Source organism: Acidimicrobiales bacterium (assembly GCA_016794585.1).
GTDB lineage: Bacteria > Actinomycetota > Acidimicrobiia > Acidimicrobiales > DATDAH01 > JAEUJM01.
Genome location: JAEUJM010000030.1, coordinates 1 through 21,687, shown reverse-complemented (window position 1 = coordinate 21,687; position 21,687 = coordinate 1). Strand labels below are relative to the sequence as shown.

General features: G+C 72.4%; 18 protein-coding genes and 1 tRNA gene. 7 read left to right on the top strand and 12 right to left on the bottom strand.

The window, feature by feature from the left end; genetic code table 11:
• Positions 1 to 106: 106 nt before the first annotated feature.
• Positions 107 to 1,018 carry a hypothetical protein gene (locus JNK12_15295; GenBank protein ID MBL8777306.1) on the top strand — a complete coding sequence of 304 codons (912 nt, stop codon included), beginning with the start codon at positions 107 to 109 and terminating at the stop codon, positions 1,016 to 1,018.
• 19 nt (positions 1,019 to 1,037) lie between these two features.
• Here the strand turns inward: JNK12_15295 and JNK12_15290 are convergent, their stop codons facing one another.
• The 4 genes from JNK12_15290 to JNK12_15275 form a co-directional block, all read right to left on the bottom strand.
• A complete protein-coding gene (locus JNK12_15290; GenBank protein ID MBL8777305.1) occupies positions 1,038 to 2,030 on the bottom strand; it encodes a DUF4436 family protein in 993 nt (330 codons plus the stop codon).
• A 180-nt stretch (positions 2,031 to 2,210) separates the two neighbouring features.
• The gene (locus JNK12_15285) at positions 2,211 to 3,059 is read right to left on the bottom strand and encodes an SDR family NAD(P)-dependent oxidoreductase (GenBank protein ID MBL8777304.1); all 849 of its coding nucleotides are present in this window, start codon (positions 3,057 to 3,059) and stop codon (positions 2,211 to 2,213) included.
• Positions 3,060 to 3,175: 116 nt separating this feature from the next.
• Positions 3,176 to 3,251, bottom strand: a tRNA-Thr gene (locus JNK12_15280).
• Between the two features lie 67 nt (positions 3,252 to 3,318).
• Positions 3,319 to 3,768, bottom strand: coding sequence for a hypothetical protein (locus JNK12_15275; protein MBL8777303.1), 450 nt, complete (start codon positions 3,766 to 3,768; stop codon positions 3,319 to 3,321).
• Between the two features lie 276 nt (positions 3,769 to 4,044).
• On the opposite strand from JNK12_15275, the gene JNK12_15270 reads away from it, so the two are divergent.
• Positions 4,045 to 6,618 (top strand): EAL domain-containing protein, encoded by a 2,574-nt coding sequence (locus tag JNK12_15270; GenBank protein MBL8777302.1) that lies wholly within the window; start codon positions 4,045 to 4,047, stop codon positions 6,616 to 6,618.
• Between the two features lie 9 nt (positions 6,619 to 6,627).
• Here the strand turns inward: JNK12_15270 and JNK12_15265 are convergent, their stop codons facing one another.
• From JNK12_15265 to topA, 3 genes are all read right to left on the bottom strand, one after another.
• On the bottom strand, positions 6,628 to 7,683 hold the full coding sequence (locus tag JNK12_15265; GenBank protein ID MBL8777301.1) for a hypothetical protein: 1,056 nt from the start codon (positions 7,681 to 7,683) through the stop codon (positions 6,628 to 6,630).
• Between the two features lie 34 nt (positions 7,684 to 7,717).
• A complete protein-coding gene (gene tmk / locus JNK12_15260; protein ID MBL8777300.1) occupies positions 7,718 to 8,320 on the bottom strand; it encodes a dTMP kinase in 603 nt (200 codons plus the stop codon).
• A gap of 114 nt (positions 8,321 to 8,434) precedes the next feature.
• A complete protein-coding gene (gene topA, locus JNK12_15255) occupies positions 8,435 to 11,158 on the bottom strand; it encodes a type I DNA topoisomerase (protein ID MBL8777299.1) in 2,724 nt (907 codons plus the stop codon).
• Positions 11,159 to 11,241: 83 nt separating this feature from the next.
• Here topA and JNK12_15250 point away from each other — a divergent pair, with 83 nt between their 5' ends.
• The 4 genes from JNK12_15250 (at position 11,242) to JNK12_15235 (ending at position 15,341) form a co-directional block, all read left to right on the top strand.
• On the top strand, positions 11,242 to 12,453 hold the full coding sequence (locus JNK12_15250; protein ID MBL8777298.1) for an acyl-CoA dehydrogenase family protein: 1,212 nt from the start codon (positions 11,242 to 11,244) through the stop codon (positions 12,451 to 12,453).
• Positions 12,454 to 12,861: 408 nt separating this feature from the next.
• Positions 12,862 to 13,236 carry a nuclear transport factor 2 family protein gene (locus JNK12_15245; protein ID MBL8777297.1) on the top strand — a complete coding sequence of 125 codons (375 nt, stop codon included), beginning with the start codon at positions 12,862 to 12,864 and terminating at the stop codon, positions 13,234 to 13,236.
• A gap of 82 nt (positions 13,237 to 13,318) precedes the next feature.
• Positions 13,319 to 13,834, top strand: coding sequence for a SigE family RNA polymerase sigma factor (locus JNK12_15240; GenBank protein MBL8777296.1), 516 nt, complete (start codon positions 13,319 to 13,321; stop codon positions 13,832 to 13,834).
• Positions 13,827 to 15,341, top strand: coding sequence for a hypothetical protein (locus JNK12_15235; GenBank protein MBL8777295.1), 1,515 nt, complete (start codon positions 13,827 to 13,829; stop codon positions 15,339 to 15,341). Before JNK12_15240 ends, JNK12_15235 begins: the two co-directional genes overlap by 8 nt.
• Positions 15,342 to 15,521: 180 nt before the next feature.
• Here JNK12_15235 and JNK12_15230 read toward each other — a convergent pair whose 3' ends face one another.
• The 5 genes from JNK12_15230 to JNK12_15210 form a co-directional block, all read right to left on the bottom strand.
• On the bottom strand, positions 15,522 to 16,316 hold the full coding sequence (locus JNK12_15230; GenBank protein MBL8777294.1) for a hypothetical protein: 795 nt from the start codon (positions 16,314 to 16,316) through the stop codon (positions 15,522 to 15,524).
• Between the two features lie 189 nt (positions 16,317 to 16,505).
• The gene (gene nhaA / locus JNK12_15225) at positions 16,506 to 17,861 is read right to left on the bottom strand and encodes a Na+/H+ antiporter NhaA (protein ID MBL8777293.1); all 1,356 of its coding nucleotides are present in this window, start codon (positions 17,859 to 17,861) and stop codon (positions 16,506 to 16,508) included.
• 225 nt (positions 17,862 to 18,086) lie between these two features.
• A complete protein-coding gene (locus JNK12_15220) occupies positions 18,087 to 19,064 on the bottom strand; it encodes an alpha/beta hydrolase (GenBank protein MBL8777292.1) in 978 nt (325 codons plus the stop codon).
• 140 nt (positions 19,065 to 19,204) lie between these two features.
• Positions 19,205 to 19,639 carry an ATP-binding protein gene (locus tag JNK12_15215; protein ID MBL8777291.1) on the bottom strand — a complete coding sequence of 145 codons (435 nt, stop codon included), beginning with the start codon at positions 19,637 to 19,639 and terminating at the stop codon, positions 19,205 to 19,207.
• 4 nt (positions 19,640 to 19,643) lie between these two features.
• Positions 19,644 to 20,030, bottom strand: coding sequence for an STAS domain-containing protein (locus tag JNK12_15210; protein ID MBL8777290.1), 387 nt, complete (start codon positions 20,028 to 20,030; stop codon positions 19,644 to 19,646).
• 203 nt (positions 20,031 to 20,233) lie between these two features.
• Between JNK12_15210 and JNK12_15205 the strand changes: the two genes are divergently transcribed.
• Positions 20,234 to 21,687: DEAD/DEAH box helicase (locus JNK12_15205; GenBank protein MBL8777289.1), on the top strand; the 1,454-nt coding region annotated here is incomplete at its 3' end.

Here is a 21,687-nt window from a genome sequence, read left to right as displayed (position 1 = left end):
GCCGTGCCCGTCGGCCTCTCGGCCGTGACTTCACGGTGCCGTAACCAAGGGGCAGGAGCGGCGTGCCCGGTGCATCGCCCTCGCCGGCCCGGGGTAGAGAGCCGTCGTGGCGGACACGACCGGGTACCTCGTGGTGGGCAACGACGACGCGGGGTCGAACGACGAAGAGCGCCTGGCGGCCGCGCTCGACCCGCTGCGGTCCCGGCCCGGGGTCGACGTGGACATCGTCACCACCGACGGTCCGGACGCGGTGCGCCGCGCCCTCGGTGTGCTGGAGGACCGCACCCTGGTGGTCGCCGGCGGGGACGGCAGCCTGCACGTCGTGGTCCAGGCCCTGTGGGAGCTCGGCGGCGCCGATCGCCTCGCGACGACCACCGTGGGGCTGTTGCCCCTCGGCACCGGCAACGACTTCGCCCGGACCGCGGGCATCCCGCTCGAACCCACCGACGCCGGTGCCCTCCTCCTCGACGGCTCCGCCCGCTCGACCGACCTCGTGGTGGACGACACCGCGACGGTGGTGGTGAACGCCACCCACGCCGGGATGAGCGCCGACGCCTCGGCCCGCTCCGGCGACCTCAAGCCCCGCCTCGGCCCCGCCGCCTATCCGGTGGCGGCCTTCCTCGAGGGGATCGGGTCGGTCGGGTTCCGCGGCACCGTCCAGGCCGACGGCGCACTCCTCGTCGACGATGAGGAGCTGCTGCTCGTGGGCGTCGGCAACGGTCAGTCCATCGGCGGCGGCACGCCCCTGTTCCCCGACGCCCGCCTCGACGACGGCTTGCTCGAGGTGCTGGTGGCCCGCGCCACCGGGCCCTTGGCCCGGGTCGGCTTCGCCGCTCGCCTCCGCTCGGGCCAGCACGTCGACCGCGACGACGTCGTCACCGCCCGCGCCCGCGAGGTGACCATCCGGGGCGAGCCCGCCCCCCACTGCCTCGACGGCGAGGTCTCCGACCCCGTGGCCGAACGCACCTACCGCATCGTCGCCGGCGCCCTTCGCCTGATCCGGCCGGCGGGGCCGTGATCCGGACCCCACGCAGAGGTCACGTCCTGGGGTGGCGCGCCTCGCGGACCCAGAGCCACACGAGGGCGAGGAGCGTCAGGCCCACGACGGCGACCGCCCAGTAGAAGGCCACGAAGTCGACGAGCCCCCCGGGGGGCGGACTGCCCGGCAGCGAGGCCCGGAGCGGGGGCAGGGCGAACAGCACACCGACCAGGTAGCCGTACGCCCACAACGGCAGCTCCACCCCTCGCAGCGCGATCATCGCGACGACGGCGGCGCCTGCCAGCGCGAGACCCCAGACGAGGACGATGAACCACAGCGCGTAGCCCACCGTCGAGCCCGGTCGGGCGGCCTCGAGGGCGACACACCCGCCCAGCGAGCACAGCGGCTCGTCCACGGACTCCGCCGACAGGTCGAACGAGAGGACCGACGAGGCCACTGACACCTCGGCGACGAGCGGCTCACCGTCTGGGCCGACCCCGTCCGAGGCCAACACGATGAGGGTGGCGTCGTAGCGGTCGAACGGATAGCGGTACACCGAGCTGCCCGTGAGCGCGACGGAGTACTCGATGGCCTGCACCGGCTGTCCGGGAGCGAAGGTGTGGCTGGTCTCGCCCCCCGTGGCGTTGACCAGGACGCGGAAGCCCTCTCGCACCAATCCGCCGTCCACCCGCTGCTCGTCGAGCACCACGGGGAGCAACCGGACCCGCGCCTCACCCAGCACGGGATCGACGGCGATGACCGACACCTCGACCCGCAGGTCCGCGCCCTCCTCGGCCGTCGGGGCGACCAGCACCTGGGAGACGTCGCGCTGGACGACCACCAGCACGGCGGTGACCCCCAGCGCCAGACAGGCCAGCGCTCCGAGGATCAGCACCACCACGACGGGCCGCCGTAGCGCCACGAGGCGACGCCGCCGCGCCGGTGACTGCGGGCCGGCGTGGGGTGACCCGGAGCCGACCGGCGCCCCCTCCATGGGGGCCGCCGGCGCCAGGCCGTCGTCGTGTCGGTCCGTCGTTCGCGGTTCGGCCACAGCGTCCTCGTCCGTCGTCGGTCGATCTCACCGTCAAGTGCCCGCACGTCCACCCTACGGAGCACGCCGGCGAGCCCCACGGGCCGGTGGACCGCCGAGCTCGAGCGACCCTGCGGGCGTGTCCGACCGGCAATGCGCCATCGCGCACCCGATGATCGGGCTGCGCGGCGGCGCGGCCGTTCAGCGGTAGTCGCCGGGATCGGGGAGGGCGCCCGATGCCAGTTGCTCGGTCCGCTGCCGCAGGGCGTCGAGGTGGTGCGGATGGGTGAGCACCAGGAAGCGCTCGGTGCGGATCGCGTCGACGACCTGCGCCGCCACCTCGTCGGCGGCGATGCCCTGATCCAGGAGCTCGCGGAGGACCTGGCTCATGAAGGCGGCGGCGTCGGGGTCGGTGGTGGCCAAGTCGGGCGGACGGCTCTCCAACGACCCGGTGTCGAGGTTCGTCTGCACCATCCCCGGGCACAGGGCGGTGACCTTGAGCTTCGAGCCGGTCGCCGCCAGGTCGTGGGCGAGCCCCTCGGTCGCGGCGAGCGCCGCGAACTTGGAGATGCAGTAGGGCCCGCTGAAGGGCGCCCCGAGCATCCCGGCGATCGAGCAGGTGTTCACGATGTGGCCCTCGGAGTCCTGGGCGAGCATCCGGGGGACGAAGGCGCGGATGCCGTGGAGGATGCCCCACACGTTCACGCCGAGCACGAACTCCAGGTCGGCGGTGGACTGCTCCCACAGGAGCCCGCCGACGAACACCCCGGCGTTGTTGCAGAGCACGTCGACCTGGCCCCAGGTGGAGAACACCTCGTCCGCCAGCGCGCGGACCTCGGCCTCGAGGCGGACGTCGCACCGCTGGGCGAGGACGTCGCCCGGGTCGGCGCCCGCCTCCACGAGCAGCGCCGCCGCCCGGTCGAGCGCACGCTCGTCGACGTCCGAGACGACCACGCGCATGCCCTCGGACGACAGGCGCGACGCCAGCGCCAGGCCGATCCCGCTGCCGGCGCCCGTGACGACCGCGACCTTGCCCGCCAGATCCCTCATCGTGGTGCCCCCTGGTCGCCCCGTGACCGCACACGGGTCGGAGACCCGAGCGGTGCCGCAGCGTACCGGTGCCCCGCACCCGGTGCTGCGAACGCGGGTCCCCGGTCGAGAGAACGTGGAGCCCGAGAGGAGATTCGAACTCCTGACCTGCTCATTACGAGTGAGCTGCTCTGCCGACTGAGCTACCCGGGCGGGTCCGACCACGTTACCGGGGCGGCGGCGTCGCACCGAAGCCGGATCGGCGACGGCGCCGACCGGATCAGGGGACCACGAGGTTGAACGCCACCGAGTCGCTGGGCTCGAAGCCGCTGCCGGTGTCGCTGAAGGTCATCACCTCGACGGCGCCGGGGTCGCAGTCGCCGGCGCTGGCGTAGATCTGGGCCAGGTTGGCGGTGCCGGACGACTGGCCGTACTCGACGGTCACCTGCGCCACGACCCGGTCGATGTCCATGGCGATCCTGGTCTTCGGGGTGATGCAGTACGTGCCGGTGGCGGGATGGGTCACCGACGCCACCCCCCGCTTGCGCACGAGGACGCCGCCGGGCTCGATGGCGGCGGCCATGCGGATGCCGGGCGCGCTCGCCTGCACGACGCGCGCCTCCGACACCCCCTCGGGGTCGTTCGACCGTCCGGCCGCGACCGCGGCGCTGCCACCGGCCAGCAACAGGAAGAGGAGACCGAACAGGCCGACAAGGGTGCGCTTGGGCATGGGTGCTCTCCGAGGGACCGACGTTCGCCAACGGCACCCGGCGCCGCCTCGCTCCGGATCCCGCGTCGTCAGCCTTGCTGCTGCGGGGGTGGCTCGAGGTGGACCCTGCCCCTGCCCCTGCCCCTGCCCCTGCCGCTGCCCCTGCTCCTGCGACGCGCCGTTGGCGGCGTCGCTCCACCGAACCCGCCCCGCGACACCTGATCCCGGCTTCGGGGGACGACCCGACGCCGAGTAACCTCCACCGCCGAAGCCCCTCCATCCAGTTGACTGGTCACCATGGCGGACGCCAACTCCGGCACCCCACAACCGAGCGCGGGCGGCGCCGACGCCACGATCACCGCACCCGTCGACGCGCCCCTCCCCGAGGCGCCCACGACCGCTGCTGCGGACACCGGTGCCGACTGGCGGACCGCCGCCTTCGCCGCCGCCCCGGTGGGCATCGTCCTGTTCGACTTCACGGGCCGGGTCCTCGACGCCAACCCTGCCTTCGCCGAGCTGGTCGAGCGCCGCGCCAGCCAGGCGCGCGAGATGAACCTGCTCGACATCGTCGCCCCCAACTTCCTCCAAGCCACCAACGAGCGCCTCGCGGCTGCGGCGGCGGGCAGCTGCACCAGCCTGAGCCTCGAATTCCGGGTACAGGTCAGCGGAGGGCCGGTGCGCCACGTCGCCGGCGAGGCCTCGGTGCTGCCCGGGCGCGACGGGCGCCCCGTCGGCGCCATGGCCCACGTCCGCGACGTCACCGCCGAGCGCCGCGCCGCCGACAGCCTCCGGCGAGCCGACGAGCAGCTCGACGCCGTCTCCGCCGGCACCACTCTGGTGGCCTTCAGCTTCAGCCCCGAAGGCGCCGTGCGCACCTGGAGCCCGGCGGCGGCCCGCGCCTTCGGCTGGCCCGTGGCCAGCGTGCTGGGCCGGGCCGTCCCCCTCACCGACTACGTCGACCCGTGGGGCGGGCGCCGCGAGGGCTTCGGGGGCGACGAGGTCGCCACCGTCGACGCCACCGGCCATCGTCCCGACGGCTCGCTCTTCCGCTGTCGACTCAGCCTCGCCCCCCTGCTGGACGAGCACGGCCGCCGGGTGGCCACCGTCGCCATGATGAACGACACCGGCCGGCGCCTCCCCGTGGAGGCCACGCCGGCCCCGCAGGACCAGCCCTACCGGGTGCTCCTGCACAAGATGGCCGACACCGTCACCGTCCTCGACGCGGAGGGCAACCTCCTGTACAGCACCAGCGAGATGAAGGAGATCCTCGGCTACCCGGCCGAATTCTGGGACGAGCGCAGCGCCTTCGACCTCGCCCACCCCGAGGACCTCGACCAGGCCAACGCCCTCCTGCGGCGGGTCGTCGACACCCCCGGTCTCAGCCAGACCGGCGAGTTCCGGGCCCGGCGGGCCGACGGACGGTGGGAGGCCATCGAGTTCACCGGCATGAACCTGCTCGACGACGAAGAGGTCGGCGGCATCATCGTCACCACCCGCAGCATCTCCGACCGCCGCCCGGTCGGGCTCTCCTCGAGCGACCACGACGTGCTCGAGCTCGGGGCCCGCCTCGCCCACCAGGTGATGCACGACCCCCTCACCGGCCTGCCCAACCGGGCCCTGCTGGTCGACCGGATCGACCAGGCACTCGGTCGAGGTCCGTCCGCCCAGCAGCCCTCGGCCGCCGTGCTCCTCGTCGACCTCGACCGCTTCAAGGTCATCAACGACGGCCTCGGCCACCAGGCCGGGGACGAGCTGCTCGTCCGTGTGGCCGTCCGCCTCGAGCAGGCGCTCGCGGACGTCGGTGCCGTCGTCGGGCGCTTCGGCGGCGACCAGTTCGTGGTGGTCGTCGATCACCCCGACGGGTCGGCCGGCGCCCAGGCCATCGCCGCTCGCTTGCGAGCCGCCATGCGCGAGCCCTTCACCGTCGAGCGCGGCGAGGCCCTCCTCACCGCCAGCATCGGCATCGCCCTCGCCGGCCCCGGCGACGACAGCGACGCGCTCCTGCGCAACGCCGCCGCCGCCATGTACCGGGCCAAGGACCGGGGCCGTGACCGCGCCGTGGTGTTCGACGACGAGCTGCGGGTGCGCCTGCTCGACCGACTGCACTTCGAGAACGACCTGCGCCACGCCATCGACCACGGCGAGCTCACCCTCTCGTACCAGCCCACGGTGTCGCTCGAGAGCGGCCGGGTCATCGGCGTCGAGGCCCTCCTGCGCTGGACCCATCCCGAGCGCGGTGCCGTCGGCCCCGCCGAGTTCGTGCCCGTGGCCGAGGAGTCGGGCCTCATCGTCCCCCTCGGGGCCTGGGTGCTCAACGAGGCCATCGGCCAGGCCGCCGACTGGCTGCGCGAGGTCCCCGGGCACCCCCACTTCCTGCTGTCGGTCAACCTCTCACCCCGCCAGCTCAACTCCCCCGACCTGGTCCCGCTGCTCCAGGGCCTGCTCGAGCGCCACCAGTGGCCCGCCGACTTCCTGGCCCTCGAGCTCACCGAGAACGTGCTCATGGACGACGTCGACACCTCCATGGAGGTGCTGCACGCCCTCAAGGGCCTCGGCGTGCGCCTGGCCATCGACGACTTCGGCACCGGGTACTCCTCGCTCAGCTACCTCGAGCGCTTCCCCTTCGACATCGTGAAGATCGACCAGTCCTTCGTGAACGGCCTGGGTTCGACCGGCGGCGGCCTCGCCATCACCGCCGCCGTGGTGCTCATGGCCCGCTCGCTCGGCCTCGTCACCGTGGCCGAAGGGGTCGAGACCAAGGGCCAGAGCGCCGTGCTCCAGAGCCTCGGCTGCGACTGGGGCCAGGGTTACCACTTCGCCCGCCCCCTGCCGGCGGCCGAGGCCGGCGCCCTCCTCCACGCCAACGTGTAGCCGCTCGGCCTACGAGAGCTGGAAGAGCAGGTCCTCGAGGAGCAGGGCCTCGTTGGGATTGCGGATCAGGGCCTCCGACGCCGCCTGGATCGCCGCGAGCTTGTCGAGCAGCTCCTCGGGGCGGCGGGCGGTGGCGAGCTCGTCGGTGTAGCGACGGGCCAAGGTGGCGAGGCCGAAGCGCAGCTCGTCCACCCGGGCACGCCGCGACTCGCGCTTGTGCTGCGCGGTGAGCTGGGTGGCGCCCGATCCGCGCTGGCCGTAGCGCTCGATGCGCTCGGCGAGCGCTTCCGCCTCCTTCGCGTGGCGGGCGTCGAGAGGCGCCTGGGCGCGATCGATGAGGGCGCGCAGCTCGCCGGCGAGGACCATCACCGCGCTGCCCGTGCCGTCGAGGCGATCCGGGACGGCCCGCCACGCGTCCCGGCGCGCGGCCAGCTCGGGGTCCGTGGCGAGCAGGCGGGCCCGGTCGAGGTCGCCACCGGCCGCCCGGGCGGCCTCCTCGGCCGCGGTCGTCGCCACCCCCTCCTCGACGAGGCGCTGGACGACCAGGTCCTCGGCCACCGGGTGGAAGTCGATGCGCACGGCCCGGGAGGCGATGGTGATCAGCTCGGGCGGCACGTCGTCGGCGAGGATGACGAACACCGTCGAGGGCGGCGGCTCCTCGATGATCTTCAGGAGCTTCGGCGCCTGGGTGCTGACCTTGTGCAGCTCACACAGCACGAGGACCTTCCGATCACCCTCCACGGGGGCGCGCACCGCGGTGCGCATGATCTCGGCGGCCTCCTCCTCACGGAGCGACGCCCCCTCGGGCACGAAGACGGTCAGGTCGGGGTGCGCCTCGGCCAGGGCGAGGGCCCGGTGGCGCTCGGCATCCTCGGCGGTGGTGCCGTCGGCCAACAGCTCGGCGGCGAAGGCGCGGGCCGCGGCCCGGCGGCCGCTGCCGGACGGACCCACGAACAGGTAGGCGTGCACCGGCGTGGCCACCGAGGAACGGAGCTGGGCGACGGCGCGATCCTGCCCCAGGACGTCCGCCCACCCGCCGGCGCTGACCACCTCCCCCGCGCTCACGAGCCCTCACCCAGCTGGTGCGAGTTGCTCCTGGTCAACGGTCCACCACCGGCACGTGGGGGGCCACCGCCGCCCAGACCCGCTCGGCGACGTCGTCGACCGAGCCGGTGCCGTCGAGCACCACCCATCGCTCGGGGTCGGCGGCAGCCAGGGCCCGGAAGCCCGCCACCACCCGGCCGTGGAAGCCGTCGCCGACGCCCTCCATGCGGTCCCGTTCGGCGCCGAGTCGTTCGTCGGCGACGGCCTCGGGCACGTCGAGCAGCACCACGAGGTCGGGCCAGACGCCGTCGGTGGCCCAGCGCGAGAGGTGCTCGACCTCGTCGAGCGGGAGGCCACGGCCGTAGCTCTGGTAGGCCAGCGACGAGCCGGCGAAGCGATCGGTGACGACGACCCGGCCGGCGTCGAGCGCGGGGCGGATCACCTCGGCGACGTGCTGGGCCCGGTCGGCGGCCATGAGCAGCGCCTCCGCCCGGTCGGCCAGCTCCTCGTTGGCCGGGTCGAGCACGAGGCCGCGGATGCGACTGCCGATGGCCGTGCCCCCGGGCTCGCGGGTGAGCACCGCGCTCAGACGTTCGGCCAGCCGGGACGCCTGGGTGGACTTCCCCGTGCCCTCACCCCCCTCGAAGGCGATCAGCACGCCGAACGACTCCGCTGACCCCTCGTTCCCGAGGCAATGCCCCCCGGCGCATCTCGAAGGACAGGCCGGGGGCTCTTGCCTCGAGTTGGCACGTCGGAAGGCGCGGTGGCCACGTCAGTCGGCGGACTTGGTGGCCGCCGGCGCCTTCTTGGCCGGCGCCTTCTTGGCCGTGGCCTTCTTCTTGGTGGCCTTCTTCTTGGCCGTCGTCTTCTTCTTCGCCGCCTTCTTCTTCTTGGCGGGCCCACGCGCCCGGCGGTCGGCCAACAGCTCGCTGGCCCGCTCGATGGTGATCTCCTCGACGGAGTCGCCCTTGCGGAGCGACGCGTTGGACTCGCCGTCGGTGACGTAGGGGCCGAAGCGACCGTCCTTCACCACGACGGGTAGGTCGGTGGACGGGTCCACACCCAGCTCGCGCAGCGGCGCCGCGGGGGCGGCCTGGCCGCGCCGGCGCTTGGGCTCGGCCAGGATCTTGAGGCACTCCTCGAGGCCGATGGTGAAGAGCTGGCGCTCGTCGGTGAGGCTGCGGCTGTCCGTGCCCTTCTTGAGGTAGGGCCCGTAGCGGCCGTTCTGCACGGTGATCTCGGCGCCGTCGGCGGGGTCGGTGCCCACCACCCTCGGCAGGCTCAGCAGCTTCAGGGCCTCCTCGACGTCGATGGTGTCGAGGCTCATGTCCTTGAACAGCGACGCCGTCTTGGGCTTGGGCTCGCCGTCCTCCAGCTCGCCCAGCTGGACGTAGGGGCCGAAGCGACCGGCCTTGGCGAAGATGGTGAGGCCCGTCTCCGGGTCGGTGCCGATCTCGCGGTCGCCGCTCGGCGCCTCGAGCAGCTCGGTGGCGCGCTCGACGGTGAGCTCGTCGGGGACGATGTCGTCGGGCAACGACACCGTGTCTTCCTTCGCGGGCTGGCCGTCCTCGCCGGTGGTGCCCGGGGTGGGGATGCGGGCCAGGTAGGCGCCGAACTTGCCCGCCCGGGCGACGATGGTACGGCCCTCGTCGTCCACGCCCACGGGGATGGAGCTGACCGCCCGTGGATCGATGGCGCCGAGGTCCGACACCATGTCCTTCAGGCCGACATGGCCGTTCCCGAAATAGAAGCGGCTCAGCCACGGGATGGCCTCGGCCGTGCCGCCGGCGATGTCGTCGAGGTCGTCCTCCATGCGGGCCGTGAAGGCGTAGTCCACGAGATCGGGGAAGTGGGTCTCGAGCAGGTTGATGACCGCGAAGGCGGTGAAGGAGGGCACGAGCGCCGACCCCTTCTTCCACACGTACTCGCGGTCGATGATGGTGCCGATGGTGGCCGCGTAGGTGGAGGGGCGGCCGACGCCGATCTCCTCGAGCTTGGCCACCAGCGAGGCCTCGGTGTAGCGCGACGGCGGCTTGGTCTCGTGGCCCTTGGGCTCGAGGCGCTCGGCGGTGAGGCGCCCGCCCTCGGTCAGCGGCGGGAGGATCCGCTCCTGCTCGTCCTGCTCGCCCTCGGGCTCGTCCCGGCCCTCCTGGTAGGCCCGCAGGTACCCGGGGAAGGTGATGGTGCGGCCCGACGCCGCGAACTCGGCGTCCTTGCCCTTGGCCGACGCCGCCCCCAGGCGGACCGACACGGTCTCACCGCGTGCGTCGTTCATCTGCGAGGCGACCGTTCGGGCCCAGATCAGCTCGTAGAGGCGGAAGCTGTCGTTGTCGAGCTCGCTGCGGAGCTGGTCGGGGGTGCGGAACGAGTCGCCCGCCGGGCGGATGGCCTCGTGGGCCTCCTGGGCGTTCTTCACCTTTCGGGTGTAGATGCGGGGGGCGTCAGGCAGGTACTCGCGGCCGTAGCGCTCGAGGATCTGGCTGCGAGCGGCGCTGAGCGCGGCGTCGGACAGCGTGGTGCTGTCGGTGCGCATGTAGGTGATGTGGCCGTTCTCGTAGAGGCGCTGGGCGATGGCCATCGTCCGCGACGACGAGTAGCGCAGCTTGCGGCCTGCCTCCTGCTGGAGGGTCGACGTGATGAACGGCGCCTTCGGCTTGCTCGTGTAGGGCTTCGCCTCGACCGAGCGGACGGCGAAGGAGGCGCCGGCCAGATCCGTGGCCAGTTCGGTGGCGCCGGCCTCGTCGAGCACCACGACGGTCTGGTTCTTCAGGGCGCCGACGTCGTCGAAGTCCTTGCCGGTCGCCACCCGGGCACCGTCGACCTGTACGAGGGTGGCGCCGAACTCGTCGAGCGCACCCTCCGGCGAGAACGTGCCCTCGATGTCCCAGTAACCCGCGGCCCGGAACGCCATGCGCTCGCGCTCGCGCTGCACGACGAGGCGGGTCGCCGCGCTCTGCACCCGGCCGGCGGAGAGACCCTGACGGATCATCTTCCACAGGACCGGCGAGACCTCGTAGCCGTAGAGGCGGTCGAGGATGCGGCGCGTCTCCTGGGCGTCGACCAGGCGGCGGTCGAGCTCGCGGGGCTCGTCGATGGCCCGCTGGATGGCCTCGGGGGTGATCTCGTGGAACACCATCCGATGGACGGGCACCCGCGGGTTGAGCAGCTCGAGCAGGTGCCAGGCGATGGCCTCGCCCTCGCGGTCCTCATCGGTCGCGAGGTAGAGCTCGTCAGCCTCCTTCAGGGCCCGCTTCAGATCCCGGACCACGTCCTTCTTCCCGGGGGACACCACGTAGAGCGGCTTGAAGTCGTTGTCGACGTCGACGCCGAGCCGCGCCCAGGCCTCGCCCTTGAAGATCTCGGGCACGTCGGCGGCCTTCTGGGGCAGGTCGCGCACGTGGCCCACCGACGACTCGACGAGGAAATCGTCGCCGAGGTAGCCCGCGATGGTGCGCGCTTTGGCCGGGCTCTCGACGATGACGAGACGGGTGGTCACGAGCGCAAGGTAAGAACGCCTTCCCTGCCGGTGTCAACACCGACTCGACGGCGACCCCCTCGCGGCGACCCTAGATTGCGGCCATGGACTTCGCCCTCAGCCCCACTGCGCAGGCCCTCCAGGAGAAGCTCCTGGCCTTCATGGACGACCACGTCTACCCGGCCGAGACGGTGTGGGAAGAGCAGATGGCGGCGTCGGGTGACCCCCACTTCCACGCCCCGATCATCGAGGACCTCAAGCGGGAGGCGCGCGCCCAGGGTCTCTGGAACCTCTTCCTCCCCCACAAGACCCAGTGGACCGACGGCCTCTCCAACGTCGACTACGCGCCGCTGTGCGAGATCCTCGGCCGCAGCCCCATCGCCTCCGAGGCCCTCAACTGCTCGGCGCCCGACACCGGCAACATGGAGATCCTCACCATGTTCGGCACGGAGGAGCAGAAGGAGCGGTGGCTGCTGCCGCTCCTCGAGGGCGAGATCCGCTCCTGTTACGCCATGACCGAGCCGGCGGTGGCCAGCTCGGACGCCACCAACATCTCGTGCCGCATCGAACGCGACGGCGACGACTACGTCATCAACGGGCGCAAGTGGTGGATCTCGGGCGCCGCCTCGAAGCGCTGCAAGATCGCCATCCTCATGGGCAAGACCGACCCCGACGCCTCCCGCCACACCCAGCAGTCGATGGTGCTCGTCCCCCTCGACACCCCTGGCGTGACCATCGTCCGGGACCTCCCGGTGTTCGGGTACAACGACGTCGAAGGCCACTGCGAGATCCTCTTCGAGGACGTGCGCGTGCCGGTCACCAACCTGCTGGGCGACGAAGGCAGCGGTTTCGCCCTCGCCCAGGCCCGCCTCGGCCCCGGCCGCATCCACCACTGCATGCGCGCCATCGGCGTGGCCGAGCGGGCCCTCGAGGCCATGTGCCGGCGGGTGCAGGGCCGGGTGGCGTTCGGCAAGACCCTCGCCGAGCAGGGCGTCATCCAGGAGTGGATCGCCGACTCGCGCATCGAGATCGAACAGGCCCGCCTGCTCACCATGAAGACGGCGTGGCTCATGGACACCGTGGGCAACAAGGGCGCCCGCATCGAGATCTCCGCCATCAAGGTGGCGGTGCCCGACATGGCCATCAAGGTGGTCGACCGCTCCATCCAGGCGCACGGGGCGGCAGGCCTCAGCGCGGACTTCCCCATGGCGAAGATGTACTCGTACGTGCGCATGCTCCGGTTCGCGGATGGCCCCGACGAAGTGCACCGCATGACCATCGCCCGCCGAGAGCTTCGCGGGTACGAGTCCGCCTGAGTCGGGCCTGCGGAGCGGCGGGTCCTGTCCCCGCTCCGGTATCCGACTGCGCCGCCGGAAAGGCATGGCGGCGCATCCGGACCCTCCGGAGCGGCGCCACCCGCCGCTCCTCCGGCCCGAGCCGGACTCCGCCGGCGGCGCTCACGGCAGACCCCCAGGCCAGCTCCCGATGGGTGCCGCCCCCTCATGCCTGGCGGTGCTCACGCCGGCCGACCCTTCACGCGACCTGCTTCGCCACCCCTCTGCCTCCGGGCCGCGTTCCGGCCGGAGCGCCGATTCTTTGGACCGATTGCCGCGCCTGGCGCGGTGAACGGTCCAAAGAAGGGTTCAGCCGCTCGGTGTGAGGGATGTCTCGCGACATCCGCCAGCGGCGGCTCAGGGTGGAACGCTGCTCGTAGCCTTCCCTAAGTGGACGCGGTGGCGAAGGTGGGGGTGTTGCATGACGCGTATCGGGCGTTCAACCAGCGGCGGGTGGACGATCTGCTGGCGATGCTGGTCGCCGACGTGGAGTGGCCCGACGTCGCCGGCGGGAGGGTGCTGCGCTCGCACGACGAGGTGCGCGCCTACTGGCTGGCGCAGTTCGAGGCGGCCAGTCCGGTCGTCGAGCCCACGGACTTCGTCGCCGCCGGCGACGACCTCGTCGCCGTCGTGCGCCAGCAGGTCTTCGACCACGCCGGCACCCCGCTCACCGACGTCGTCACCGTGTTCCACCGCTACTCGTTCCGCGAGGACAAGGTCGCTGCGATGACGGTCCACGCCGACCGGGCGGCGGCGCTCGCCTGAGTAATCCGATCACCTCCTGAACCTTCCGGGGCCGTCGTGCGGTTGACTCTGCGTCACATCGGCGGGGAGGAACTCGATCAGCGTGGAGGAGGTGGATCAGGAGTTGGCCGCGTTCTGTCGGACCGAGCACCCGCGCCTGGTCGCTCTGCTCACGTTGCAGACCGGCGAGAGACCTGTCGCTGAGGAACTGGCCCAGGATGCCTTGGTGCGCGTGCACGAGCACTGGCACCGGGTGCGGGCCATGGAGAACCCTGCCGGTTGGGCCTACACCGTCGCCCTCAATCTCTCCCGATCGTGGTGGCGACGGCGCCATGCCGAGCGACGGGCTGTCGCCCGGCTCGGGCCTCGACAGGACAACACGACCGATGACCCAGACGACGCCCTGATGCTCCGCCGCGCCCTGGGCGACCTGCCGGTCCGCCAGCGCACCGCCGTACTCCTGCGTTACTTCGCCGACCTGTCCATCGCCGACACCGCCATGCACATGCGCTGCGCCGAGGGCACCGTGAAGTCCCTTACCTCCCAGGGAGTGGCGGCGCTTCGGTCGCAGCTCGGCGAGCAAGCGCCCGACATCGACGAGGAGGGCGACGATGCCTGAGGGCCTGGACCGCTTCGCCTCGACCGCCCTGCGCGACCTCGTCCCGGTCGACGTGGCGTCGCTCGCCCACCGGGCCCGCCGCCGGCGCCGGTCGCGTCGTGGCGCCCTCGTCGCCAGCATCGCAGCCGTGCTCGTCGTGCCCGTGGCGCTCGTCGTCCTCCCCGACCGCGGCGAGCAGTCCCAGGAGGTCATCACCGGCCCCGACAACCCCGCCGGCTACATCCTCACGGGCGACCCCGTCGGCACCTGGACCCAGGCCGCCGACCCGCCGTTCAGTCCCCGAGCCGAGGCATTCTCAGCAACGCTGAACGACGGACGGGTACTCGTCTGGGGCGGCGTGGACGACGAATCGGGAGGTCACAGCGAGGTGCAACCTGGAGGCCTCGCTGATGGCGGCATCTACGACCCGGATGCCGACGCTTGGATCGTGATTCCTGCTCCACCGGAGGGCACCGGGTACGCCTCGGCGCTCCTCGAGGACGATCGGCTGCTGGTGCTCGGCCGCGACGACCAGGTGAGCCGTGCTGCCGTCTACGACGTCGCCACGAACACCTGGACCGTCGCACCGGAGCGTCCCTTCACCGGCATGGAGGGCACCGTCGGCTGGAACGGCGAGACAGTCGTGGCGATCGCCACGGGTCGGTTCACAGCGGCGGACGGGGCGCCGGCACCGGAACTGACCACCACTCGGTGGACGCTCGGCGAGAATCGGTGGCAGCCCGGCGTCCCGTTCCCGCTCACGCCGAGGAGCTTGGCCGGATCGGACGCGAACGGTGATCTCGTCGCGATCTGGGGTGGCACGTCGACGACGTTGTCCGAAGACCTGCCGCTCCCAGACCTCGGCAACGACGAGGGTCTCCTCGGCGATGGGGCGATCTACGACATCGCAACGGACACCTGGGCGACGTTGCCCGCAGCGCCGATCGAGCCCGCAACGGACCCGGCGCTGCTGTGGGAAGACGGGCGCCTGCTGGTCGGTGGAGGCAATGACGGGCGCAGTGACCACGAGTGGACCGCCTCCCACCGGCGGACCCCCGCGCGCTTCGACCCGGCGACCGGGGATTGGCAGGTGCTTCCGCCTGGACCGAGGATCTCCTTTGACGGCGTGGTCCCCGCCAACTCCCCGACGGGACCGTCGATCCAGTACGACTTCGGACCACCCACCTTCGTGGTCGCCGCCGACAGCGGCGGGGCGCGCGGCCTCCACACCTGGTTCCTCCACGACGACGAGTGGGAGCAGGCGCCGTACGTCAGCATCCACGGCGATCACGATGGGCTCCTGGTCTCCTCGACGGACTGGGACAGCGGCAATCCAGAGGAGTACCCATTCGACCTCGCTGTGCGGTTGGGGCCGGGACGCTGGCGTCCAGCAATTGCGGCGCCGTTCACCAACCGCTCCGGATCCAGTGTCCGCGCCATCGGCGACCGCATCCTGCTCATCGGTGGCTACGAGACCTCGGCGATGGTGCCCGCCGCGGACGCCTGGATCTTCGACCCCGCCGGCTGAGTGCGCTTGCGTGTTGGTCGACTGAACCGCCGACGGCCTGGCGCAGGCGATGGCGGCGCTGTGCGTTGGACACCGATGATCCGCTCCGGCGACGCGGACGCGTCCTCTCTCGGCCGAGCCGGACCAAGGGGATCCTCCAGATCCCCCTGCCGGCACTGCACGCCGCCGCCGGCGGCCGGGTCAGGGGGTCAGGGGGAGCTCGTGGGTGACGGGGGCGCCGGCGAGGGTGCCCTCGAGGGTGAGGGTGCCGCCGAAGGGTGCGGTCGCGAAGACCAGGAGGGCGCGGTTGGTGGCCCCTGCTCCCACGACGAGGCCGCGGCCCTCGTCCGGTGAGCTGGTGACCGTCGCTCCGTCGGGGGCCTGGTAGGAGGCGCCGCGGAGGCGGTAGGGGCTGTCGGCGCCGTTGTCGATCTCGAGGATCACCACCGGACTGTCGTTGGTCACGAGCTCGAAGGCGGAGACGACGCTGATGGTCACGCCGTCGACGGTGTCGGAGGCGCCGCCGACCAGCAGGCGGTCGTCGAGGGCCACGCCGTTGATGGTGAAGTCGACGAGCAGACCGTCCTCGTCGAGGGTGAAGTCGGCCCAGGTGGTGTCGACGGTGGCTCCTCCGGAGCCCACGAGCGTGGCGATGACCGTGTCGCCCTCCACCCGCACCGCTCCGCCGCTGGCGGGCTCGCCGGCAGCCGCCTGCAGCTCGGCCAGTGCCGCCGTGTGCACGGCGTAGCGCTCGGCCACCGAGCCGGGGGCCGAGCGCTCGGTCATGGCGTCGAGGTCCGGGCCGTCGTCGGCGGTCAGCGCCTGGAGGTACTGCTCGGCGACGTCCACCGCCGCCGGGTCGACCGTCGTCGGCGACGCCGCGGTCGTCGTGGTCGCGCCCGCAGCCTCGTCCTCACCGTCGCCGCCGCCTCCGCAGCCGCCGGCGATCAATGCCAACCCGACCACGGCCCCCGTCACTGCTGCCCACCTGCGCATGGACCATCCTCGCACCTAGCCGCCGGGCGGGAGGGCGCCGAGGTTCCGGGAACCCTCACGCCGCCGGCGGCGGCTCCACGCTTCCCAGAGCCGACGCCGACCCTTCGGTTCGCCGGACCCGCGTTCTCGGAACCCTCACCCCGCTAGCGGCGGCTCCACGCTTCCCGGAACCGACGCCGACCCGTCGGTTCAGCCCGCCTCGTCGCCGCCCTTCGCCGCGAGCTTGCGGGGGTAGTGGGAGTGGCTCGCGGTGCTGAGGATGAGGAAGCCGATGAACGCGGCCAGGGCGCTGGCCAGGAGGATGGCGAGCTTGGCGTCCGCCTTCAGGAGAGGGTCCTCGAAGGCGAGATCGGTGATGAAGAGCGAGACGCTGAAGCCGATGCCGGCCACGGCCGCGATGCCGATGACCTGCGACCAGCGCACCCCATCGGGCAGGTCGACCCCGGGCAGGCGGGTGGCCAGCCAGGCGAACGAGGTGATGCCGACGAGCTTGCCGACGACGAGGCCGGCGACGATCCCGACCAGGACGGGCGAGACGTCCTTCAGCGGGTCGGCCGTGAGGGGCACGCCGGCGTTGGCGAGGGCGAAGATCGGGATGATGACGAAGCTGGTCCATGGGTGCAACGCGAACTCGATGCGCTCGGCGGGCGAGACCGACTCCTTGATCAGGCGGGCGGTGCGATGCACGTCCTCTGCCTTGATGTCGTCGAGGCCCTCGAGCCGATCGACGATGGCCTCCGCCTCGAGCTCCTTCTGGAAGGGCTTCGCCGGGGTCAGGAGGCCGAGGATGACGCCGGCGATGGTGGCGTGCACCCCCGACTCGAACATCGAGAGCCAGAGGGCGAAGCCCAGGGCGACGTAGACCGGCAGGTAGCGCACGTTCGCCCGTCGCAGCACCACGACGGCCACCGAGACGACGACGGCATCGATGAGCCACCCGAAGCGCACCGAGTCGGTGTAGAAGACGGCGATCACGACGATGGCGCCGATGTCGTCGACGATGGCGAGCGTCAACAGGAACACCTTCAGGCGGGGTGGGACCCGGCTGCCGAACACCGCCACCAGCGCGAGCGCGAAGGCGATGTCGGTGGCCATGGGGATCCCCCACCCGTCGACCCCGGCCCCACCGGCGTTCACGGCGAGGAAGATCACCGCCGGCACGATCATGCCGCCGAGGGCGGCGATGCCGGGCAGCACCGCCGCCGATCGCTCGCGCAGCTCGCCGGCCACGAGCTCGCGCTTGATCTCGAGGCCGACCACGAAGAAGAAGATGGCCATCAGGCCGTCGTTGACCCAGTGGACGAGGTCCTCGCTGATGCGGAAGTCGCCGAAGGCGACCGTGACCTCGGTGTGCCAGAAGTCGACGTAGGACTGGTCCCACGGTGAGTTGGCCCACACGAGGGCGGCAACGGTGGCGGCGAGCAGGAAGACGCCACCGGCGGCCTCGACCTCGAGGAACGACGCCAACGGCCGTCCGAGCGCCCGCGCCAAGGGGCGGTCGGACTCCAGCCACGTGGCTCGAAAAGGGGTGGTCTCGTCGGACACGTCGGCTCCTGGGTCGCGGGAAACAGCTGCCGACCAGGCTTCCCGGCGCTCCCGGGGCCCACGTTAGAGGACGCCCGCGAGCCGCCCCGCCCCGATCCTGTGACGCGCACCCGCCCCACCGACCGTTCCGGTACACGGCTGGCTACGCCACCGTCGCCGACGAGCTACCAGAACGCAGGGGCGGGATGGGGTGGGCGCCGGGCCGGGGCGCCGGGGGGCCAGGGCTCAGGCGGCGGACGGGGTGAAGCAGGTGCGCAGGAAGCGGGTGATCGGCGGGGTCATCACCCGGTCGCCGGCGGCGCCGATGCGCGAGCTGACCTGGCCGTGGGTCAGCGAGCGGGCGTCGACGGCGACGGTCTCGCCGCCGGCCTGGCGCGTGGCCCGCAGGTAGTCGAGCGCGATGTCCTGGCGGCGGGGGGTCCCCCGGTGGACCGAGAGGGTGTCGGGCGGGGGCGCCGCCTCGCCCGATCGCAGCAGCAACGTGGCCGAGGTCTCCGTCAGGTAGTCCGGGTTGTTGCCGAGGGCGTCGAGCCACTGCCTGCCCTCGACCTTCGAGGCCCGGGGCTTGTCGAAGCCGGCGGTGTCGAGCGGGGCGAGGCAGTCGATCAGGCCGGCCGAGGCCCCCTGCCCGGCGAGGTAGGTCGGCTCGGCGGCCACGTTGGCCACGATGTCGGCGCCGGCGGAGTGCCCGAGAAGGGCGAGGCGGCCGGCGTCGCCGCCGTAGTCGGCGATGTTGTCCTCGATCCAGGCCAGGGCGGCGGCCACGTCGTCGTAGTGGTCCGGGAAGTGGGCCGACGAGGGGTCGCCCTCCGTGGTCAGCCGGTAGTTCACGCTGACGAGGATCCAGCCCTTGCGGTTGAACAGCGCCACCTTGTCCCGCATGCCGTTGGCCTTGTCGCCGTGGTGGTACCCACCGCCGTGGACCCACACGACGACGGGTGTGTCACAGGCGCCGGCCGGGGCGTGGACGTCGAGGCTCGTGGCGTTCCGCGGGACGCCCGGGAGGCGCCGGTAGGCCACCGTCGTCGGGAGCCCGGCCCGGGCGCAGCCCTCGGTGACCGCCGCCCCGCCGGCGGCCGTCGCCGGCACGGAGGCCGACGTCGAGGTGGCCGAGGGCGCCGAGGCCGACGCCGGCCCGGTGGAGGCGCAGGCCACGGTGAGGGCCAAGGCGGTGCCGATCAGGAGGAGGTGCGCTCGTCGCATGGCCCGCATCGTCCCCCGCCACCTTGATCGCCCCTGAAGATCCACCTGAGAATCGTCGAAGAACGCCCCACCCACCCCGTTCCGGTACCCCGCCGGCAACACCGGTGTTGCCGGCGAGGTACCGGAACGAGCGGTGGCGGTCACCGGGGCTTGGTGGAGTAGACCACGAGGCGGACCGCGGTGCCCTCCGGTGACACCCGGAACTCGGTCTCGTCGGCCACCTCGCGCATCAAGGTGATGCCCAGGCCCCGCTCGTGGTCCAGCCGGGCGGGGTCGGTGACCGCCGGGAGGTCGCCCAGATCGGCCAGGTCGAAGCCTCCGCCCTGGTCCTCCACCTCGACCTCGACGCGGTCCTCGGCCAGGTCGCAGCGCAGCAGGATGCGCTTGTCCTCGTCGCCCGCCGAGGCGTGGGCCTCGATGGCGTTCGTGCACGCCTCGGACACCACGAGGCGCAGGTCGTTGATGCGCTCGTCGGGGAAGGTGGGCTCGATCGAGGCGGCGGTGGTGACCACCATGCGCGCCACCTCGAGGAAGTCGGGCCGGGCCGGGATCTCGAGCTCGACGACCTGGCCCATCGTGCTAGGCCGCGCCGCCCGGGACGCCCGTGCTGTCCGCGCCCTCGCCGAGGGCCTCGCCCGCCGTCGCGTCATCGACGCTGGTCCGCAGGTCGAACACCCGGTCGAGGCCGGTGAGGGTGAACAGGTCGAGGATGCGGGGCGTGCTGCAGACGAGCCGGAGGGCGCCGCCGACCGTGTTGATGCGGCGCAGCACCCCGATGAGCACACCGAGGCCCGTCGAGTCGAGGAAGTCGACCGCCTCGAGGTCGAGGACCATCCGGTGATGGCCGTCGGCGACGAGGGCGATGGCTTCCTTGCGCAGTCGGGGCGCGGTGGCGACGTCGATCTCCCCCGCCACCGCGACGACGGTCCAGGCGCCCACCGGCGCGACGTTCACCTCGAATTGCACGCCGGCTCTCCTCGCTCGCCGTCGCTGCTCCGACCGGGGTGAGCCCGCATCGGTTACCGCCGGCGTCAGCCCCGGCGGCACCCCGACCTCACGTTCTGTCACGGTACCGGCCACAAGGGGCGCGGCACCCCATCGGCGGGGGGTCGACCGCCCTGGCGACACCCCTGTAATTACGCCGGCGGGATCCGTAGCATGGCGTGGAGATGGCGTTGCTCGCCCCCACCACCCTCCCCTCGCTCGACGAGGTGCTCGCCGGCCTGGCCGGCGGTGCGCCGTCGGGACCGGGGGGCGACCGGCTCGTCCACCTCGAGCGCCTGCCCGCCCGCGACGCCCGGACGGCCGAGCTGTCCCGCCCGCTCCCCCCGGCGGTGCGGGAGTGCCTCGGGGTCGACACCTTCTGGTCACACCAGGCCCAGGCCATCGACCTCGCCCGCTCAGGCCGGTCGGTGGCGGTGGCCACCGGCACGGCCTCGGGCAAGTCGCTCTGCTATCAGGCGCCCATCGCAGAGTCGGCCGCTCGCCCGGTGCGTTCGGGGACATCGCTGCTCATCTTCCCCACGAAGGCGCTGGCACAGGACCAGCTCCGCAGCCTGACCGACCTCGAGGTGCCCGGGCTCGTCGCCGGCACCTACGACGGCGACTGCTCACCCGAGGAGCGGACGTGGGTCCGGGGCAAGGCCAACGTGGTGCTCACCAACCCCGAGATGCTCCACAGCGGGATCCTGCCCCACCACGGCAAGTGGGACACCTACCTCCTGCGACTCGACTACGTGGTCATCGACGAGCTCCACACGCTGCGGGGCATCTTCGGTACCCACGTGGCCCACCTGCTGCGCCGGCTCCGCCGCCTCTGCGCCCACTACGGCTCGCACCCCACCTTCATCTTCTCGTCGGCCACCATCGGCCAGCCCGGCCGCCTGGCCTCGCAGCTCTGCGGGCTGGACGTCGCGGAGGTCACCGACGACGGCTCCCCGCGGGGCGAGCGCCTCTTCGCCCTCTGGAACCCACCCCTCGAGGACGACGTGGACGTCGACCTGCGCCCGGTTCCCGACGCCACCTCGGTCCCCGGCGACGCTGCCCCCCACGCCGCCGTCGACGACCCCGACCACCGCGACGACATCGCCATCGACGAGCGGGGCGCCGACGAGCTCGCCGTCGCGGCCGGCACCGGCGACGGGCCCCGGGTGTCGTCCAACCGCGAGAGCGCCGCCATCGCCGCCGAGCTCATCCTGCACGGCCGGCGCACCATCGCCTTCTGCCGCAGCCGCAAGGGCACCGAGATCGTGGCGGCCGACGTGCGGCGCCGGCTGCCCGACGCCTTGGCCGAGGCCGTGTCCGCCTATCGGGGCGGCTACCTCACCGTCGAGCGGCGGGCCATCGAGGACGAGCTGTTCTCCGGCCGGCTGCGTGGCGTGGTGGCGACCACCGCGCTCGAGCTCGGGGTCGACATCGGGGGCCTCGACGCCTGCGTGCTCAACGGCTTCCCCGGCACCATCGCCTCGCTGTGGCAGCAGGCGGGCCGGGCGGGGCGTGAGGCCCAGCAGTCGCTGGCGGTGCTGGTCGCCGGCCAGGACCAGCTCGACCAGTGGCTCATGGCCCACCCCCGAGAGGTGTTCACCCGCCCGCCCGAGCCCGCGGTCATCAACCCCACCAACCC

Bases quoted from the DNA above. Each gene is read 5' to 3' on its own strand.
- JNK12_15230 (MBL8777294.1), bottom strand. From the start codon at position 16,316: ATGCGCAGGTGGGCAGCAGTGACGGGGGCCGTGGTCGGGTTGGCATTG.
- JNK12_15275 (MBL8777303.1), bottom strand. From the start codon at position 3,768: ATGCCCAAGCGCACCCTTGTCGGCCTGTTCGGTCTCCTCTTCCTGTTG.
- JNK12_15215 (MBL8777291.1), bottom strand. From the start codon at position 19,639: ATGGGCCAGGTCGTCGAGCTCGAGATCCCGGCCCGGCCCGACTTCCTC.
- JNK12_15285 (MBL8777304.1), bottom strand. From the start codon at position 3,059: ATGAGGGATCTGGCGGGCAAGGTCGCGGTCGTCACGGGCGCCGGCAGC.
- JNK12_15250 (MBL8777298.1), top strand. From the start codon at position 11,242: ATGGACTTCGCCCTCAGCCCCACTGCGCAGGCCCTCCAGGAGAAGCTC.
- JNK12_15270 (MBL8777302.1), top strand. From the start codon at position 4,045: ATGGCGGACGCCAACTCCGGCACCCCACAACCGAGCGCGGGCGGCGCC.
- JNK12_15235 (MBL8777295.1), top strand. From the start codon at position 13,827: ATGCCTGAGGGCCTGGACCGCTTCGCCTCGACCGCCCTGCGCGACCTC.
- JNK12_15220 (MBL8777292.1), bottom strand. From the start codon at position 19,064: ATGCGACGAGCGCACCTCCTCCTGATCGGCACCGCCTTGGCCCTCACC.